The sequence below is a fragment of the Streptomyces niger genome, from assembly GCF_000718305.1.
GTDB classification, from domain to species: domain Bacteria; phylum Actinomycetota; class Actinomycetes; order Streptomycetales; family Streptomycetaceae; genus Streptomyces; species Streptomyces niger.
In genome coordinates this window covers 100,779-117,815 of the sequence record NZ_JOFQ01000018.1, presented here as the reverse complement: position 1 = coordinate 117,815, position 17,037 = coordinate 100,779, and the positions used below count along the sequence as shown (strand labels likewise).

Annotated in this window: 19 protein-coding genes; 15 read left to right on the top strand and 4 right to left on the bottom strand. The window is 70.8% G+C overall.

Features of this window, described 5'->3' with window-relative positions:
- Positions 1-131: hypothetical protein (locus tag IF20_RS38250; RefSeq protein ID WP_199896782.1), on the bottom strand; the 131-nt coding region annotated here is incomplete at its 3' end.
- 441 nt (positions 132-572) lie between these two features.
- Between IF20_RS38250 and IF20_RS29075 the strand changes: the two genes are divergently transcribed.
- Both IF20_RS29075 and IF20_RS29070 read left to right on the top strand, forming a co-directional pair.
- Positions 573-1,571, top strand: coding sequence for a heme o synthase (locus IF20_RS29075; RefSeq protein ID WP_052868339.1), 999 nt, complete (start codon positions 573-575; stop codon positions 1,569-1,571).
- An 89-nt stretch (positions 1,572-1,660) separates the two neighbouring features.
- Entirely contained in the window at positions 1,661-2,017 is a 357-nt protein-coding gene (locus tag IF20_RS29070) for a hypothetical protein (RefSeq protein ID WP_110944633.1), read from the top strand.
- A 111-nt stretch (positions 2,018-2,128) separates the two neighbouring features.
- Here the strand turns inward: IF20_RS29070 and IF20_RS29065 are convergent, their stop codons facing one another.
- The 3 genes from IF20_RS29065 to IF20_RS29055 all read right to left on the bottom strand — a co-directional run bounded on the left by IF20_RS29065 (position 2,129) and on the right by IF20_RS29055 (position 4,935).
- Entirely contained in the window at positions 2,129-3,118 is a 990-nt protein-coding gene (locus tag IF20_RS29065; RefSeq protein ID WP_052868338.1) for a COX15/CtaA family protein, read from the bottom strand.
- A gap of 84 nt (positions 3,119-3,202) precedes the next feature.
- A complete protein-coding gene (locus IF20_RS29060; RefSeq protein WP_052868349.1) occupies positions 3,203-3,919 on the bottom strand; it encodes an ABC transporter permease in 717 nt (238 codons plus the stop codon).
- A 53-nt stretch (positions 3,920-3,972) separates the two neighbouring features.
- The gene (locus IF20_RS29055) at positions 3,973-4,935 is read right to left on the bottom strand and encodes an ABC transporter ATP-binding protein (RefSeq protein ID WP_052868337.1); all 963 of its coding nucleotides are present in this window, start codon (positions 4,933-4,935) and stop codon (positions 3,973-3,975) included.
- A 161-nt stretch (positions 4,936-5,096) separates the two neighbouring features.
- On the opposite strand from IF20_RS29055, the gene IF20_RS29050 reads away from it, so the two are divergent.
- The 13 genes from IF20_RS29050 (at position 5,097) to IF20_RS28990 (ending at position 17,003) form a co-directional block, all read left to right on the top strand.
- Entirely contained in the window at positions 5,097-5,963 is an 867-nt protein-coding gene (locus IF20_RS29050; RefSeq protein WP_052868336.1) for a helix-turn-helix transcriptional regulator, read from the top strand.
- Positions 5,960-7,381: a Fe-S cluster assembly protein SufB gene (gene sufB, locus IF20_RS29045; protein ID WP_052868335.1), complete on the top strand. Its 1,422-nt coding sequence runs from the start codon at positions 5,960-5,962 to the stop codon at positions 7,379-7,381. Before IF20_RS29050 ends, sufB begins: the two co-directional genes overlap by 4 nt.
- A gap of 84 nt (positions 7,382-7,465) precedes the next feature.
- The gene (gene sufD / locus IF20_RS29040) at positions 7,466-8,647 is read left to right on the top strand and encodes a Fe-S cluster assembly protein SufD (RefSeq protein ID WP_052868334.1); all 1,182 of its coding nucleotides are present in this window, start codon (positions 7,466-7,468) and stop codon (positions 8,645-8,647) included.
- Positions 8,644-8,967, top strand: coding sequence for a bifunctional 3-phenylpropionate/cinnamic acid dioxygenase ferredoxin subunit (locus IF20_RS29035; RefSeq protein WP_052868333.1), 324 nt, complete (start codon positions 8,644-8,646; stop codon positions 8,965-8,967). Before sufD ends, IF20_RS29035 begins: the two co-directional genes overlap by 4 nt.
- A gap of 7 nt (positions 8,968-8,974) precedes the next feature.
- Positions 8,975-9,739 carry a Fe-S cluster assembly ATPase SufC gene (sufC, locus tag IF20_RS29030; RefSeq protein WP_052868332.1) on the top strand — a complete coding sequence of 255 codons (765 nt, stop codon included), beginning with the start codon at positions 8,975-8,977 and terminating at the stop codon, positions 9,737-9,739.
- Complete coding sequence (locus IF20_RS29025; protein ID WP_052868331.1) at positions 9,736-10,992, top strand: cysteine desulfurase; 1,257 nt, start codon at positions 9,736-9,738, stop codon at positions 10,990-10,992. The genes sufC and IF20_RS29025 overlap by 4 nt, the downstream gene beginning before the upstream one ends.
- Before the next feature lie 20 nt (positions 10,993-11,012).
- Positions 11,013-11,471 carry a Fe-S cluster assembly sulfur transfer protein SufU gene (sufU, locus tag IF20_RS29020; protein WP_052868330.1) on the top strand — a complete coding sequence of 153 codons (459 nt, stop codon included), beginning with the start codon at positions 11,013-11,015 and terminating at the stop codon, positions 11,469-11,471.
- Positions 11,468-11,830, top strand: a complete 363-nt coding sequence (locus IF20_RS29015) for a metal-sulfur cluster assembly factor (protein ID WP_030619167.1) — start codon at positions 11,468-11,470, stop codon at positions 11,828-11,830. The genes sufU and IF20_RS29015 overlap by 4 nt, the downstream gene beginning before the upstream one ends.
- A 99-nt stretch (positions 11,831-11,929) precedes the next feature.
- On the top strand, positions 11,930-14,794 hold the full coding sequence (locus IF20_RS29010; RefSeq protein WP_052868329.1) for a helix-turn-helix transcriptional regulator: 2,865 nt from the start codon (positions 11,930-11,932) through the stop codon (positions 14,792-14,794).
- A gap of 257 nt (positions 14,795-15,051) precedes the next feature.
- Entirely contained in the window at positions 15,052-15,552 is a 501-nt protein-coding gene (locus IF20_RS29005) for a hypothetical protein (RefSeq protein ID WP_199896779.1), read from the top strand.
- Positions 15,543-15,950, top strand: a complete 408-nt coding sequence (locus tag IF20_RS29000) for a hypothetical protein (protein WP_052868327.1) — start codon at positions 15,543-15,545, stop codon at positions 15,948-15,950. The genes IF20_RS29005 and IF20_RS29000 overlap by 10 nt, the downstream gene beginning before the upstream one ends.
- 106 nt (positions 15,951-16,056) lie before the next feature.
- Positions 16,057-16,377 carry a DMT family transporter gene (locus IF20_RS28995; protein WP_052868326.1) on the top strand — a complete coding sequence of 107 codons (321 nt, stop codon included), beginning with the start codon at positions 16,057-16,059 and terminating at the stop codon, positions 16,375-16,377.
- Entirely contained in the window at positions 16,377-17,003 is a 627-nt protein-coding gene (locus IF20_RS28990; protein WP_052868325.1) for a TetR/AcrR family transcriptional regulator, read from the top strand. The genes IF20_RS28995 and IF20_RS28990 overlap by 1 nt, the downstream gene beginning before the upstream one ends.
- Positions 17,004-17,037 lie beyond the last annotated feature (34 nt).

Genomic DNA, 17,037 nt, shown 5'->3' with positions numbered 1-17,037 from the left:
CTCATGGCCGTGCCCGGGTGGCCGTTACCGACCTTCTGCACGGCATCTGCTGCCAGAACGCGGACGGTATCGACGGCCCGCTGGTCCATTTCGGTCCACTCAAGACCTGTGGTGGTCGGCTTGGTGCTCACCCTGGGTCAGGGCTCCTCTCCACATGTCGAATGCCGGGGGTCGGAAATGCCCTCGGACGCTGTCGAGCCTACCTGCGCACGAGGCGCAATTTTCCGCCGGAACCCCGGTCGACGCCCCCTGCAACACATGAGTTTTCCGGCTGCCGAACGAGCGCCCGAATGAGCAGGTGAACGCCCAGGAGACGGGGGGTGTCGACCCTGCTTTCAGACTGCCGCCCGGCGCCCCCTTTCGCCCGCTGATCATCCGCGTGTCCGGGCACTCGGGTGCCATTCCTCCCGGCCGGGGCGGCGCCAACACGACCCCACCCCCGCGAAGGTCGCGCTACCCGCAACGTCTAGAGTGGCGTGGTACGCGCAAGTCTTCACCGGGTCTTCATCGCCCGGAAGAGCTTGCTGGCCTTTATCTCCGCGGTGCAACAGCCGCAGAAGTTACTTCCAGGGGTGTGCGTGACGGCCGTCGAATCCCGTCCTGCGGGTGGGGGCACCTCCCATGCTCTTCAAGCCATGGGGGCGCCTTCTCGGAGCCCGGGGAATCCCGGTCCCGTGAACCGGCCGTTCGGGGCCCGGATCATGGCATTCGTGGCACTGACCAAGCCGCGGATCATCGAACTGCTGCTCATCACCACCGTTCCGGTGATGTTCCTCGCCGAACAGGGCGTGCCCGACCTGATGCTGGTGCTCCTCACCTGCGTCGGCGGCTACCTCTCGGCGGGCGGCGCCAATGCCCTGAACATGTACATCGACCGCGACATCGACGCGCTCATGGAGCGCACGTCGCAGCGTCCGCTGGTCACCGGCATGGTCAGCCCGCGCGAGTGCCTGGTCTTCGGCGTCTCGCTCGCGGTGGTCTCCACGCTGCTCTTCGGACTGACCGTCAACTGGCTGTCGGCGTGGCTCTCGCTCGGCGCGCTGCTGTTCTACGTGGTCGTCTACACGATGATCCTGAAGCGCCGCACCTCCCAGAACATCGTCTGGGGCGGGATCGCCGGCTGCCTGCCGGTCCTCATCGGCTGGTCCTCCGTGACCAACTCGATGTCCTGGGCGCCGATCATCCTCTTCCTGGTCATGTTCTTCTGGACGCCGCCGCACTACTGGCCGCTGTCCATGAAGGTGAAGGACGACTACGCGCGCGTCGGCGTGCCGATGCTCCCCGTCCTGGCCTCCAACAAGGTGGTCGCGCGTCAGATCGTGCTCTACAGCTGGGTGATGGTCGGCGTGTCGCTGCTGCTGCAGCCGCTGGGCTACACCGGTTGGTTCTACACGATCGTCGCAGTCCTGTGCGGAGCCTTCTGGCTCAAGGAGGCGCACGGCCTCCAGTCCCGCGCCAAGGCCGAGATCACCGGGGCGAAGCTCAAGGAGATGCGGCTCTTCCACTGGTCGATCACCTACGTGTCGCTGCTCTTCGTGGCGGTCGCGGTGGACCCGTTCCTGCGCTTCTGACCCCCGCACTCCCCGTGGAGGCCGTTCGCCGGTGGCCGTGAGGCCGTTCGGTGGACGGCCTCTTCCGCGTTCTATTACCGGCGGGTAGCATGCGGCTCATGGCAGACACCACGCAGGCGGACGAGCGGCAGGCCAAGCGCTCCGAGAAGCAGGCCGCCAAGCTCGCCCGGGAGATGCAGGCCTTCGCCAAGAGCCACGGCGGCAGCGCCGAGGGCCAGCTGGCGCACATCGGCCGCGGCCGTATCCGCGTCGCCCTGGTCGGCGCCAACGGCGAGTGGGGCAACCTCGTGGCCCGCACGCACGAGGCCGCCGAGAAGGCCGCCGAGAAGGCCGGGATCACCCTCCACGACGACTTCGACGGCGACCTGGCCGCCAAGGTGCGCACCGGCCGCTACGAGTGGTCCCGGATGGCGGGCATCCAGGTGGGCGGACCGTCGAACGACTGAACCGCCGAGGCGTCGGCCGGCTGATCCGGACGCGCCCGCGCACGCAGAAGCCCGTCGGCCACGGTCTCGGACCGTGGCCGACGGGCTTTCGTACGGGCGCGGGAAGGCGCCTCAGACCGCCGTGGCGGCCTCGGGAGCCTCGACCGGCGCCTGCTCCCCGGCGGGGGCCGGAACGGCCGGCAGCGGGCCGCGCTCGCGCAGCGAGAGGAAGACCCGCAGCACGCAGATCCACACCAGCGTGGAGCCGAACATGTGGATGCCGACGATCAGCTCCGGCAGGTGCAGGAAGTACTGCACGTAGCCGATGACGCCCTGGAAGGCGAGGCAGGCGAAGAGCTCCAGCACGACGCGGCGGGGCGCGGCCGGCGCCTTCACGGCACGCAGCGTGAACCACAGGGCGACGCTCAGGCCGACCACGATGTACACGAAGTCCACGTGCAGCTGGGTGATCTCCTGCCAGTCGAGCGGAATGCGGTGCACCTTGCGCGCGTCGCCCGCGTGCGGGCCCGCGCCGCTGACGACCGTGCCGATCACGGTCAGCGCCGCGGTGGCCAGCACCAGCAGCCAGGACAGCTGGCGGACCGGCCGCGCGACCAGGTCACGCGGCTCGTCGTCCCCCTCGTTCGCCCGGATCCAGGACAGTACGGCGACGGTGAGAAGCGCCGTGGCCGCCAAGAAGTGCGAGCTGACGATGTACGGATTCAGGCCGGTCAGCACGGTGATGCCGCCGATGACGGCGTTGCTCATGACGAGCCAGAACTGGGCCCAGCCGAGGCGGGTGAGCGAGCGGCGCCGGGGCGCGCGGGCGCGGGCGGCGATGATGAACAGCCCGACGACGACGCACAGCACGTAGGTCAGCAGCCGGTTGCCGAACTCGATGAGGCCGTGGATACCCATGTCGGCGGTCGGCGTCAGGCTCTCGGACGTGCACTTGGGCCAGGTCTCGCAGCCCAGGCCCGACTCGGAGAGCCGGACCGCGCCGCCCGTCACGACGATGATGACGGCCATCACGACCGTGGCCAGCGCGGCGCGTCGCACGAAGGCCGCGGACGGCTGCCAGCGGCGGGCGATCTGCTCGAGGGGGTTCAGCGAATTCGGCACGGGCTCATCGTAGGCGGCGGCTTGTGCGTCTTTTCACGAGGGGTGCGAAACGGTGCGTACCGCGTACTCTGCGTGGCCCAGGCGTCACTCCCAGCGGAAGAACTTCGCCGCCGCGCCCAGCCCCAGCACGGTCCACACGGCGAGGATGCCGAGGTCGGCCAGGGGGAGGCCGGCGCCGTGCTGGAGGACGTCGCGCAGCCCGTCCGAGAGCGCCGAGATCGGCAGCAGCTGGAGCACGGACTGCACGGCGCCGGGGAACTTCTCCAGCGGCACGATGACGCCGCCGCCGACCAGCAGGAGCAGGAAGACCAGGTTGGCCGCGGCGAGAGTGGCCTCGGCCTTGAGCGTGCCGGCCATGAGCAGGCCGAGGCCGGAGAAGGCCGCCGTACCGAGGACCAGCAGCAGGACAACCCATACGGGGTTGCCGTGCGGGGACCAGCCGAGCGCGAAGGCGACCACGGTCAGCAGCACGATCTGCAGGACCTCGGTGACCAGCACGGAGCAGGTCTTGGCGGTCATCAGCGCCCAGCGGGGCAGCGGCGAGGCGCCGAGCCGCTTCAGCACGCCGTAGCGCCGCTCGAAGCCGGTGGCGATGGCCTGCCCGGTGAAGGCGGTGGACATCACGGCCAGCGCGAGGATGCCGGGGGCCAGGAAGTCCACCGACTTGCCCTTCCCCGTGTCGACGATGTCCACGGCCGAGAAGAGGACCAGCAGCAGCGTCGGGATGACGACGGTGAGCAGCAGCTGCTCCCCGTTGCGCAGCAGCATCTTCGTTTCGAGAAGGGCCTGCGCGCGGATCATCCGGGGGAGCGGCGCCGCGCCCGGCTTCGGGGTGAACACACCCGTGGTCGCACTCACGCGCGCAGCTCCTTACCGGTCAGCTCCAAGAAGACGTCCTCCAAGGTGTGCCGCTCGACCGCTATGCGGTCCGGCATGACGCCGTTCTGGGCGCACCAGGAGGTGACGGTGGCCAGCAGCTGCGGGTCGATCGTGCCGGTGACCCGGTACGCGCCGGATGTCAGCTCGACCGCCGCGCAGTGCGGGGGCAGCGCCTTGAGGAGCGAGGCGAGATCCAGGCCCGGCCGGCCGGTGAAGCGCAGCGTGTTCTCCGCGCCCCCCTTGCACAGCGTCTCGGGGCTGCCCTGGGCGATGACCCGGCCGCCGTCGATGATCGCGACATCGTCGGCGAGCTGCTCGGCCTCGTCCATGAAGTGGGTGGTCAACACCACGCTGACGCCGTCGGCGCGCAGCTCCCGTACGAGGTCCCAGGTGGCGTGGCGGGCCTGCGGGTCCAGGCCCGCGGTCGGCTCGTCCAGGAAGACCAGCTCGGGGCGGCCGACGACGGCCATGGCGAGCGCGAGGCGCTGCTGCTGGCCGCCGGAGAGCCGCCGGTAGCTCGTGCGGCCGCAGGAGTCCAGGCCCAGCCGCTCGATCAGGAGGTCGACGTCGACGGGGTGGGCGTGCAGCGAAGCGGTGTGTCGCAGCATTTCCTCGGCGCGGGCTCCCGCGTACACGCCCCCGGACTGCAGCATCACGCCGATACGGGGGCGCAGCGCGGCGGCGTCGGCAACCGGGTCCAGGCCGAGGACGCGGACGGTGCCGGCGTCGGCGCGCCGGTAGCCCTCGCAGGTCTCGACGGTGGTGGTCTTTCCGGCGCCGTTCGGGCCGAGGACGGCGGTGATCCCGCCGCGGGCGACGGTGAGGTCGAGGCCGTTCACGGCGGTCTTCGGGCCGTACCGCTTGACCAGACCCGTGACCTCGACGGCAGGCTCGCGCCCGTGGGTCCGGGGGGCGTCCCCCGGGGAGGTGCTGCGCATGACCGGCAGTCTACGAAGGGGCGCCCCGCCGCTCCCACGGGGGCTCCCGCGCCGCGGCGCGATGCGGCCTTGCACTTAGGCTCACCTAAGTGATAGAGGCCACCACGCGAAGGTCGGGGCGAGGCTTGTCCTGGTCTGAAGAATTACGCAACAATGTCGTTGTGAAATACGCGAGCGAGGATCGACAGGTACCCGAGGCCGCACCGGCCGCCGGGCCGGTGGCCTCAGCCTCTGCGCAGGTCACCCCCCAGGACGAAGCGCACGGCACGCGCAATCGCGTCGCCCGCTCCATCCTGGACCACGGCCCCTCCACCGCCGCCGAGCTGGCGCTGCGGCTGGAGCTCACCCAGGCAGCCGTACGCCGCCATCTCGACGCCCTCGTTGCCGAGGGTGTCGTCGAGCCCCGCGAGAAGCGGGTGTACGGCACGCGTTCCCGCGGCCGTCCCGCGAAGGCCTTCGCGCTGACGGACTGCGGCCGGGACGCCTTCGACCAGGCCTATGACAGCCTTGCCTCCGACGCCCTGCGCTGGATCGCGCAGATAGCGGGCGGCGGCGAGCGCGGCGAGGCCGCGGTCGCGGAGTTCGCCCGCGCCCGGCTGGAGGCGCAGGCCGAGGAGTACCGCACGGCGGTCGAGGCCGCGTCGCCCGAGGAGCGTACGAAGGCCCTGGCGAAGGCATTGACCGCGGACGGGTACGCTGCTACGGCGCGCAGCGCCCCCCATCTGCAGCAAGGTGAACAGCTCTGCCAGCACCACTGTCCGGTCGCCCATGTGGCCGAGCAGTTCCCTCAGCTGTGCGAGGCGGAGACCGAGGTCTTCTCGCGCCTGCTCGGGACCCATGTGCAGCGTCTTGCCACCATCGCCCACGGCGACGGTGTCTGCACGACCTTCGTACCGAAGGCGACCGCTCAGGGCGCCCCCAAGGCCCAGGGCCCGCCGCGGACGCCGAAGGCCACCGGCAAGGCCGATCACCGCACCACAAAGACCACCACCGCATCTGCAAGCACGGCCGGGAGGAACCCCGCATGACGCTCCCTACGGAGACTGCTCACCCTGAGCTCGAGGGTCTGGGCAACTACGAATACGGCTGGGCCGACTCCGACGTCGCCGGCGCGTCCGCCAAGCGCGGCCTCTCCGAGGAGGTCGTCCGCGACATCTCGGCGAAGAAGAACGAGCCGGAGTGGATGCTCAAGCTTCGCCTCAAGGGCCTGAAGCTCTTCGACAAGAAGCCCATGCCGAACTGGGGCTCGGACCTCTCCGGCATCGACTTCGACAACATCAAGTACTTCGTGCGGTCCACGGAGCAGCAGGCTGCTTCCTGGGAGGACCTGCCCGAGGACATCAAGAACACCTACGACAAGCTCGGCATCCCGGAGGCGGAGAAGCAGCGCCTGGTCGCCGGTGTCGCCGCGCAGTACGAGTCCGAGGTCGTCTACCACCAGATCCGTGAGGACCTGGAGGAGCAGGGCGTCCTGTTCCTGGACACCGACACCGCGCTCAAGGAGCACCCGGAGCTCTTCAAGGAGTACTTCGGCACGGTGATCCCCGCGGGCGACAACAAGTTCGCCTCGCTGAACACCGCGGTGTGGTCCGGCGGCTCGTTCATCTACGTGCCCCCGGGCGTGCACGTCGACATCCCGCTGCAGGCCTACTTCCGGATCAACACCGAGAACATGGGCCAGTTCGAGCGGACGCTGATCATCGTCGACGAGGACGCCTACGTCCACTACGTCGAGGGCTGCACCGCGCCGATCTACAAGTCGGACTCGCTGCACTCCGCCGTCGTGGAGATCATCGTCAAGAAGGGCGGCCGCTGCCGCTACACGACGATCCAGAACTGGTCGAACAACGTCTACAACCTGGTCACCAAGCGTGCCGTGGCCTACGAGGGCGCGACCATGGAGTGGGTCGACGGCAACCTCGGCTCCAAGGTGACGATGAAGTACCCGGCCGTCTACCTGATGGGCGAGCACGCCAAGGGCGAGACGCTGTCCATCGCCTTCGCGGGCGAGGGCCAGCACCAGGACGCCGGCTCCAAGATGGTCCACATGGCGCCGAACACCTCCTCCAACATCGTCTCCAAGTCGGTGGCGCGAGGCGGCGGCCGGACCTCCTACCGCGGCCTGGTCGAGATCGGCGAGGGCGCGGCCGGCTCCAAGTCCAACGTGCTCTGCGACGCCCTGCTGGTCGACACCATCTCGCGCTCGGACACCTACCCCTACGTCGACGTCCGCGAGGACGACGTGTCCATGGGCCACGAGGCGACCGTCTCCAAGGTCAGCGACGACCAGCTCTTCTACCTCATGGCGCGCGGCCTCTCCGAGGACGAGGCCATGGCCATGATCGTGCGCGGCTTCGTCGAGCCGATCGCCCGCGAGCTGCCCATGGAGTACGCGCTGGAGCTCAACCGGCTGATCGAGCTGCAGATGGAGGGCTCGGTCGGCTGACCGACCGTCCCCCGGGGGCCGGGCAGCCGGCCCCCTCCGCCCGCAGCAAACTTCTTGACCCAGAAAGTGAGCACGACGACAGCCATGGCTGAGGCTCAGAACACCCCGGTGGGCTCCTCCACCGCCGGCTCGATCGCGGTGGCCGCGGAGTCCACCGTCGCCACCCGGATGAGCGCCCCGCCGTCCTACGACGTGGCGGACTTCCCCGTGCCGCACGGCCGCGAGGAGGAGTGGCGCTTCACGCCGCTGGAGCGCCTGAAGGGCCTCCACGACGGCACCGCCACCGCCACCGGCGGTGTCTCGGTCGAGATCAACGCGCCGGAGGGCGTGACGGTCGAGGCCGTGGACCGGGACGACGCGCGGGTCGGCAAGGCCGGCAAGCCCATCGACCGCATCGCCGCGCAGGCCTACAGCTCCTTCGAGAAGGCCTCCGTGGTCTCCGTGCCCAAGGAGACCGTGCTCAGCGAGCCCATCCGCATCGCCGTCCACGGCGAGGGCGGGGTCGCCTACGGCCACCAGGTCATCGAGCTGGGAGCCTTCGCCGAGGCCGTCGTCGTCATCGACCACACCGGTGACGCCACCCTCGCCGCCAACGTCGACTACCTCCTCGGCGACGGCGCGAAGCTCACCGTCGTCTCCGTCCAGGACTGGGACGACACGGCGGTCCACGCCGGCCAGCACAACGCCCTGGTCGGCCGGGACGCCTCCTTCAAGTCCGTGGTCGTCACCTTCGGCGGCGACCTGGTCCGGCTGAACCCCCGCGTGACGTACGCCGCTCCCGGCGGCGAGGCCGAGTTCTACGGCCTGTACTTCACCGACAACGGCCAGCACCAGGAGCACCGCCTCTTCGTCGACCACGAGGCGGCCAACTGCCGCTCCAACGTCGTCTACAAGGGCGCCCTCCAGGGCGAGGACGCGCACGCCGTGTGGATCGGCGACGTCCTCATCCGTGCCGCGGCGACCGGCACGGACACCTACGAGCTCAACCGCAACCTCGTCCTCACCGACGGCGCGCGGGTGGACTCGGTGCCGAACCTGGAGATCGAGACCGGCGAGATCGTCGGCGCCGGCCACGCCTCGGCGACCGGCCGCTTCGACGACGAGCAGCTGTTCTACCTGATGGCGCGCGGCATCCCGGCCGAGGAGGCCCGCCGCCTGGTGGTCCGCGGCTTCTTCGCCGAGCTCGTCCAGCAGATCGGCCTGCCGGACGTCGAGGAGCGCCTCATCGCCAAGATCGATGAAGAGCTGGAGGCGTCCGTAGCATGACCGCCACCTACGTACGAGTCTGTGGGCTGAGCGAGCTCGAAGAGGACACCCCGAAGCGGGTCGAGCTCGACGGCACCCCGGTCTCGGTCGTCCGCACCGAGGGCGAGGTGTTCGCGATCAACGACATCTGCTCGCACGCGAACGTCTCCCTTTCGGAGGGCGAGGTGGAGGACTGCTCCATCGAATGCTGGCTGCACGGCTCCAGCTTCGACCTCCGCACCGGCAAGCCGTCCGGCCTTCCCGCGACGCAGCCCGTCCCCGTGTACCCCGTAAAGATCGAAGGGGACGACGTGCTCGTCTCCGTCACCCAGGAGTCCTGAGTTCCCCATGGCAACGCTTGAGATTCACGACCTGCACGTCTCCGTCGAGGCCGAGAACGGCCCGCGCGAGATCCTGAAGGGCGTCGACCTGACCGTGAAGCAGGGCGAGACGCACGCCATCATGGGCCCCAACGGCTCCGGCAAGTCCACCCTCGCCTACTCGCTCGCGGGTCACCCCAAGTACACGATCACCGGTGGCACCGTCACCCTCGACGGCGAGGACGTCCTGGAGATGTCCGTCGACGAGCGCGCCCGCGCCGGCGTCTTCCTCGCCATGCAGTACCCGGTCGAGGTCCCCGGCGTCTCCGTCTCCAACTTCCTGCGCACCTCCGCCACCGCCGTCCGCGGTGAGGCTCCCAAGCTGCGGACGTGGGTCAAGGAGGTCAAGGAGGCCATGGAGCGCCTCTCGATGGACCCGGCGTTCGCCGAGCGCAACGTCAACGAGGGCTTCTCCGGCGGTGAGAAGAAGCGCCACGAGATCCTCCAGCTGGAGCTGCTCAAGCCGAAGATCGCGATCCTCGACGAGACCGACTCCGGCCTGGACGTCGACGCGCTGCGCATCGTCTCCGAGGGCGTGAACCGGGTCCGCGAGTCCGGCGAGGTCGGCACCCTGCTGATCACCCACTACACGCGGATCCTCCGTTACATCAAGCCCGACCACGTCCACGTGTTCGCCAACGGCCGGATCGCCGAGTCCGGCGGCCCGGAGCTGGCGGACAAGCTGGAGGCCGAGGGCTACGAGGCATACGTGAAGGGTGGCGCAACCGCGTGACACAGCTGCCGGGCCTCCTCGACACAGAGGCGATCCGTAAGGACTTCCCCATCCTGGGGCGCGAGCTCCATGACGGGAAGAAGCTCGTCTACCTGGACAGCGCTGCGACCTCGCAGACGCCCAGCCAGGTCATCGACGTGCTGAGCGAGTACTACGAACGCTACAACGCCAATGTCCACCGCGGCGTGCATGTGCTCGCCGAGGAGGCCACGGCGCTGTACGAAGGTGCTCGCGACAAGGTCGCCGAGTTCATCAACGCACCGAGCCGGGACGAGGTGATCTTCACCAAGAACGCCTCGGAGTCGCTCAACCTCGTCGCCAACATGCTGGGCTGGGCCGACGAGCCCTACCGCGTGGACCACGAGACCGAGATCGTCATCACGGAGATGGAGCACCACTCCAACATCGTGCCGTGGCAGCTGCTCTCGCAGCGCACGGGCGCGAAGCTGAAGTGGTTCGGGCTGACCGAGGACGGCCGGCTCGACCTCTCCAACATGGACGAGATCATCACGGAGAAGACCAAGGTCGTCTCCCTGACCCTGGTCTCCAACCTGATGGGCACGGTCAACCCGGTCGAGGCCATCGTCCGCAAGGCGCAGGACGTCGGCGCGCTGGTCGTCTTCGACGCCTCGCAGGCCGCGCCGCACATGCCGCTGGACGTCCAGGCGCTCCAGGCCGACTTCGTGGCCTTCACCGGCCACAAGATGTGCGGCCCGACCGGCATCGGCGTGCTGTGGGGCCGCCAGGAGCTGCTGGAGGACCTGCCGCCGTTCCTCGGTGGCGGCGAGATGATCGAGACCGTCTCGATGAACTCCTCCACCTACGCCCCGGCGCCGCACAAGTTCGAGGCCGGTACGCCCCCGATCGCCCAGGCCGTCGGCCTCGGCGCGGCGGTGGACTACCTCAACTCCATCGGCATGGAGAACGTCGCGGCGCACGAGCACGCGCTCACCGAGTACGCGGTCAAGCGGCTGCTGGAGGTCCCCGACCTGCGGATCATCGGCCCGACCACGGCCGAGGACCGGGGCGCCGCGATCTCCTTCACGCTCGGTGACATCCACCCCCACGACGTGGGTCAGGTGCTCGACGAGCAGGGCATCGCGGTCCGGGTCGGCCACCACTGCGCCCGCCCGGTCTGCCTGCGGTACGGAATTCCTGCGACGACACGAGCGTCGTTCTATCTGTACTCCACGCCGGCCGAGGTCGACGCTCTGGTCGAGGGCCTGGAGCACGTCCGTAATTTCTTCGGATGAGGACGAGGACTGACTGACCCGTGAAGCTGGATTCCATGTACCAGGACGTCATCCTGGACCACTACAAGCACCCGCACGGCCGGGGCTTGCGGGACGGCGACGCCGAGGTGCACCACGTCAACCCGACCTGCGGTGACGAGATCACCCTGCGCGTCCGCCTGGACGGCGCGACCATTGAAGACGTGTCGTACGAAGGCCAGGGCTGCTCGATCAGCCAGGCCTCCGCGTCCGTCCTCAATGAACTCCTGGTCGGGAAGGAGCTCGGCGAGGCGCAGAAGATCCAGGAGACCTTCCTGGAGCTGATGCAGTCCAAGGGCCAGATCGAGCCCGACGACGCCATGGAGGAGGTGCTGGAGGACGCCGTCGCGTTCGCCGGCGTCTCGAAGTACCCCGCCCGCGTCAAGTGCGCCCTCCTGTCCTGGATGGCGTGGAAGGACGCGACCGCCAAGGCCCTCTCCGAGGAGGCGAAGACCGCATGACCGAGAACGCAAGCGCCACGGAGGCGCCGGCCGGGGCAGCCGCCCTGAAGCCGGCCACCGAGGAAGAGGTCCGCGAGGCCCTGTACGACGTCGTCGACCCCGAGCTGGGCATCGACGTGGTCAACCTCGGCCTGATCTACGGCATCCACATCGACGACGCCAACATCGCCACCATCGACATGACGCTCACCTCGGCGGCCTGCCCGCTGACCGACGTCATCGAGGACCAGGCGAAGTCCGCCACGGACGGCATCGTCAACGAGCTGCGGATCAACTGGGTCTGGATGCCCCCGTGGGGCCCCGACAAGATCACCGACGACGGCCGCGAGCAGCTGCGCGCGCTGGGGTTCAACGTCTGACGTTTCCCGGCGGCCGGGCCGCGTACAACAAGCCAGTGGGGTACTACGCTGAGTAGTGCCCCACTGGCTTTTTCCGGGGACGACGAGGACGGCGGGCCGATGACGGCTGATAACGCCGGCCTGAGCGACTCCGCCGCCCAGACTCCGCTGCTGGACCGCCGGGCCGAACTACGGACGATCGGCAACATGCTCAGGGCGTTTGCCGCCGACCCCAGCGCGCGGCACGGTCCGCTGCTGCTGGAAGGCATGTCCGGGATGGGCAAGACGACCCTGCTGGACGTGGTGCGGCGACAGGCCGCGGGACTCGGCCTCAGCACGCTCGGGGCCGTGGGCTTCCCGCACAGCGACCGGGCCTACCTCATGGCGCGGCAGTGGTTCCTCGACGTCGCGCGGGAGCTGGCGCTGACGCCGCTGGAACGCCGTCTGCTCGGCCTCGAACCACCGGGCCGGCTGGTCGATCGCAGCGTGAACAGCGTCTTCGCGCCGCTGGAGAGAGCCGTCGTCCTGGACGCCTGGGACGGCATCGCGGCCGGTGTCGTAGGACTGCGCGGCCCCTTGGTCCTGCTGCTGGACGATGCACACTGGGCCGATCCGTACAGTCTGGACTGGCTGCACCGGCTCATCCGGCAGCAGCCCGGCCGCCCGCTGCTGGTGGCCCTCGCGCGCCGCACGGAGGAACCGTCGCGCACCCACCGCCCGCTCACCGAGCTGGCCGGGCTGCCCGGCGCCGTGCGCATGGCGCTGCGCCCGCTGACGTACGCCGCGGTCTGCTCGATGGCCGAGGACCTGTTGCGCGCGCCGCCCGACCCCGCCTTCGGCAGCGCGCTCTACCGGGCCACCGGCGGCGTGCCCTTCACCGTCGTCGACACCTGCCGGCGGGCCGCGGCGGACGGGATACGGCCGGTTGCCGGGAACGCGCAGCTGATCGAGGGATATGCGCTGCCCGGGATCGGGGAGGGGCTGATCCGATTGCTCGGCCGCCTCGGCGCGGTGCACATGCGTACGGCTCGCGCGCTCGCCGTACTCGGACCGAACGCCACGCCCGTCCTGACCGGACGGCTGGCCGGGCTCACCCCTGACCGGGCCGCCGCCAGCCTGGACCGGCTGCGCAACGCCCTCCTGCTGGCGAACGAGCGGACGGCGTTCGTCCATCCGCCGTTCGCCGACGCCGTGTACGACGCGATTCCCCAGGGGGAGCGCGGCCGGCTGCACGCCAGGGCCGCCAGACTTCTCGTCGAGGCCGGGCACGGCCCCGAAGTGGCCGCGGTCCACCTGCTGGCCGCCCCGTCGGAAGGCTCGGAGTGGGCCGTCGAGCACTTGCGGGCCGCGGCCGCCCAGAGCCTGGCGGCGGGCGCTCCCGAGGACGCCGACCTGCTGCTGGCCCGCGCCCAGGAAGAGCCACCGATGCCCGGTCTCCGCGGGGACCTGCATTATGAACGGGGCGTCGCCACTTTCCCCGTCGACCCGCAGCGCTCGGCCGCCCACCTACGGGCCGCGCTCGCCGACGGCAGGCCCCGCGATGCGGCGGTACGGCTGTTGGCCAAGGCACTCGCTCACGAGAACCGGCTGCCCCAGGCGGTCGGCATGCTGCACCAGGAGTCCCGCCGGAGCACCACCTCGGGCAGCAGGAGACGGCTGCTCGCCGAGCGCTTCCTGTGGAGCGCCTTCTGGGAGGACGCCCCGGACGCCGCCGACCAGCACCGGCTGCTGGGCAAGCTGACCGACCGGCTCACCGGTGACACCGTCGAGCACCGCCGGTTGCTGATCCTGCGGGCCTGGTACGCCACCCTGCGGGGTGATCCGGTGGCCGGCGTGCTCGCCGCGGTCCGGCCGGGCACCTGCATGGGGCTTGTGTGGACCGGCGACCGAGGGGACTTCGACTGCGGCCTCCTGGCGGCGCTGGTGTACTTCTACTGCGGGCGGACCGGGCGCGCCGAGCAGATCCTCGACGACGGCATCGCCGAACTGCGGGCCCGGCGGTGGTGTGGCGGCCACCTCGCGCTCGCGCTCGCGCTGCGTGCCCTGGTCCTGCTGCACACCGGACGGCTCGCCGCAGCCCAGGCCGAGAGCGAATGTGCCCTGCGGATCGCTGCGGGGCTGCGGCCGATGGCCTATGCCCGGTGGTACGCGCTGAGTACCGCGCTCAGTGTGCTGCTGGCCCGAGGGAAGGCGGCGCAGGCGGCGGAGCTGTGCGCACGCGAGCGCTTCGACGCACCGTTCCCGGCGGCGGTGGTGCTGCCCACGCCGCGGTGCGTGCTGGCCGAGTTGCGCGCCGAGCAGGGCCGGACCGCGGAGGCCGTGAAGCTGCTGATGGAGGCGGGGCAGCGACAGTGGGCCCGCCTGGCGGAGAACCCCGCGGTGTACCCGTGGCAGTCCCTGCTCGCCCAGGTCCTGTCGGGGCGCGACCGGGCGGCGGCACGGGACCGTGCCGACGAGGCAGTGCGACGCGCCCGGGTGTTCGGTGAACCTGCCGCGACCGGTGAGGCACTGTCCCGTGCCGGGGTCGCGTACGGCGGCATGGCCGGGCTGCGGCTGCTGGCCGAGGCGGTGGAGCTTCTCCGAGGGACCGACGACACGTACCGCCGGGCGCAGGCGCTGACCGAGTACGGTGACGCGCTGCGCCGTGCCGGACGGTCGGCCGAGGCCCGGAAGGTGCTGCGGGAGGGCCGGGCGACGGCGTGCCGGGCGGGCGCCGAGAAGCTCGCCGAGCGCGCGCGAGCGGCGCGGCGGCTGGCGGGTGGCCGGGACCGCACGCGGATCGTCCCCGGCCTGGAAGGACTGACCGAGCGGCAGTGCGAGGTGGGGGCGCTGGCCGCGGCCGGCCTGACCAACCAGGACATCGCGAACCGGCTGGTCATCTCGACCCACACCGTTGCCAAGCACCTCACGACGATCTACGGGCTCCTCGGCGTCACCCGGGAAGCCCTGGGTGATCTGCCCTGGCCGGGCCTCGGGCCGGTGTGACCGGGCCGCCGCCCGCGCGGGAACGGTCCGCTTAAGGGTAGAGGGGGGTCGGTAATCGACGCGCGGCGGACCGGCTCGCATGCTGTGCAGGACGGTCCGGTCGTCCCGGCCTCTCCCTCGGGAGCGGCCGGGAACGGCGTGCGGCACCCGGCCCCCGTGGCGCGTCGCCGGTCCGGACCGTACGGCGAAGGCTGACACCCGGCAAGGACCGGGGAAACCGGGGAAACCCGGGGAAAATCGGGGAGAGGGGTGCCGAGATGCGCCACCTGTGGTGGGGAACAGCGACCCGTACGGAGAGCCCGAGTTGGGAGGACGAGACGTACCGGAGGGCGCTGGAGGCCGTGGAACGCCACGACATGGACACGGCCCGCAGGCGGGTGGAGCGGTTGCTGCGTGCGACCGGCGCCGCCCCCGCGTCCTGCTCCGGCACCGTGGCGCGGGCGCTGTACCTGATGGCGGGGCTGGACGCGGCCGAAGGGCTGCTGTTCACGGCACGGTCCCGGTACGCCGCGAGTGCCGATGCGCTGGAAGGGGCGCGGGACCGTGCCGAGCGCGACGGCGACGACGCATCGGCCGCCATGCTCGCCGAGTTCCGCGACCTTGCCCGTGCCGTCGCCGCCGACCTGACCGAGACCTGCGGCGTCGACGGCCAGGGACCGGACGGCCGGTGGCATCGGCCCCCACGCGAGCCGGCCGGCGCACCCGGACAGCCGATCCGTACCGGGGCAGGAGGGGAGGGGAGCGGGCGATGCAGCTGAGGACGTTGGTCCGGCGCCCGCCGCGGGTGCGCTGGCGGGGTGAGCTGCTGCTGCCGCTGGAGCGGAGCCACGGCGGTGCCTGGTACGGGTACGGCTTCGCCCTGGACGCGGTGCCGGCCATGGTGACCGGGGTCGAGGACGATCTGCGCATGAGCCGCGACCGGATCCAGGTGGCCTCCGGCCGATGCGTGGACCTGGGGCCGGGAGTGGTGGCCCCCGAGGCGGCCGTGGCCAGGAAGAGCCTGGCCACGGCCCACCCGGGTGCGCCGTGTCTGGTGCCGGTGCGGCCTCTGGAGCGCTGGCTCGCGGTGATCACGCGCCGCGGTCGGACCGCGCTGGTGCGGCCGATGGCCGTGGAGGCGCTGGCGGTGGTGGTCTGGGTCCAGGTCTGGGAGTGAGGGAGTCGAGCTGCCCGGGTCCGCCAGTGAGAGGAGCGAGCTGCCCGGCCAGGGCTCCGGAAGGGTTTGTGTACGGTCGTACGCATCGTTGTGTACGCTTGTACGCATGGCTTACGTGACGCTCGGTGCGGCGATTCTGGTGGAGGTGCTCGCGACCACCGCGATGAAGTACAGCGAGGGGTTCACGAAGCTGTGGCCTTCGCTGGGCACCGCGGCGGGCTACCTGGTCGCCTTCGTGCTGCTCGCGCAGACGCTGAAGACGATGAGCGTGGGCACCACGTACGCGATCTGGTCCGGGGCCGGCACCGCCGTGATCGCCGCCATCGGCATGCTGTTCCTCGGGGAGGCGGCCAATGCCGCGCGGCTGATCGGCATCGCGCTGATCATCGGCGGTGTGGTGCTCCTGAACCTCGGCGGGGCCCACTGATGCCCCGGCGCTACGACCCCGAGCGGCGGCAGCGGATCATCGACGCGGCGATCCGGGTGGTCGAGGAGCAGGGCATCGGGGCGCTCACCCACCGCGTGGTGGCCCGCGCGGCGGACGTCCCGCTGGGCTCGACCACGTACCACTTCGCGTCCCTGGACGACCTGCTGGTGGCCGCGTTGCGGCAGGTGTGCGGCGAGGCGGGCACCACGGTCGAGGGCTGGACGGAGTACCTGGACCGCGACGCGCCGCTCGCGGACCGGATCGCCGACCTGCTGGCCGCCTACATGGACGAGAGCCGGGACAGCGATGCCGCGCGCAGCGCGTCCGCCGGGGGCGGTGGCCGGGCGACGGGCGGGCGCGTGCGGATGGAGTACGAGCTCTACCTCGCGGCGCTGCGGCGGCCCGCGCTGAGCCCGGTGGCCGCCGAGTGGCTGGACAGCACGCTGGACGTGCTCGGCCGGTACACCGACACCGGCACGGCGCGCGTGCTGGGCGCGCTGATCGACGGGCTGCTGCTGCAGCTGCTGCTCACCGGCCGGCCGTTCGACCGGGACGAGGTGCGGGCCGAGCTGGCCCGGGTGACCGGCGAGCCGCCCACCGGGCGCCCTCGCACGTCTGACGGCTGAGACCGGTTCGCCAGGCCGGGGGCGCGCCGGTTAG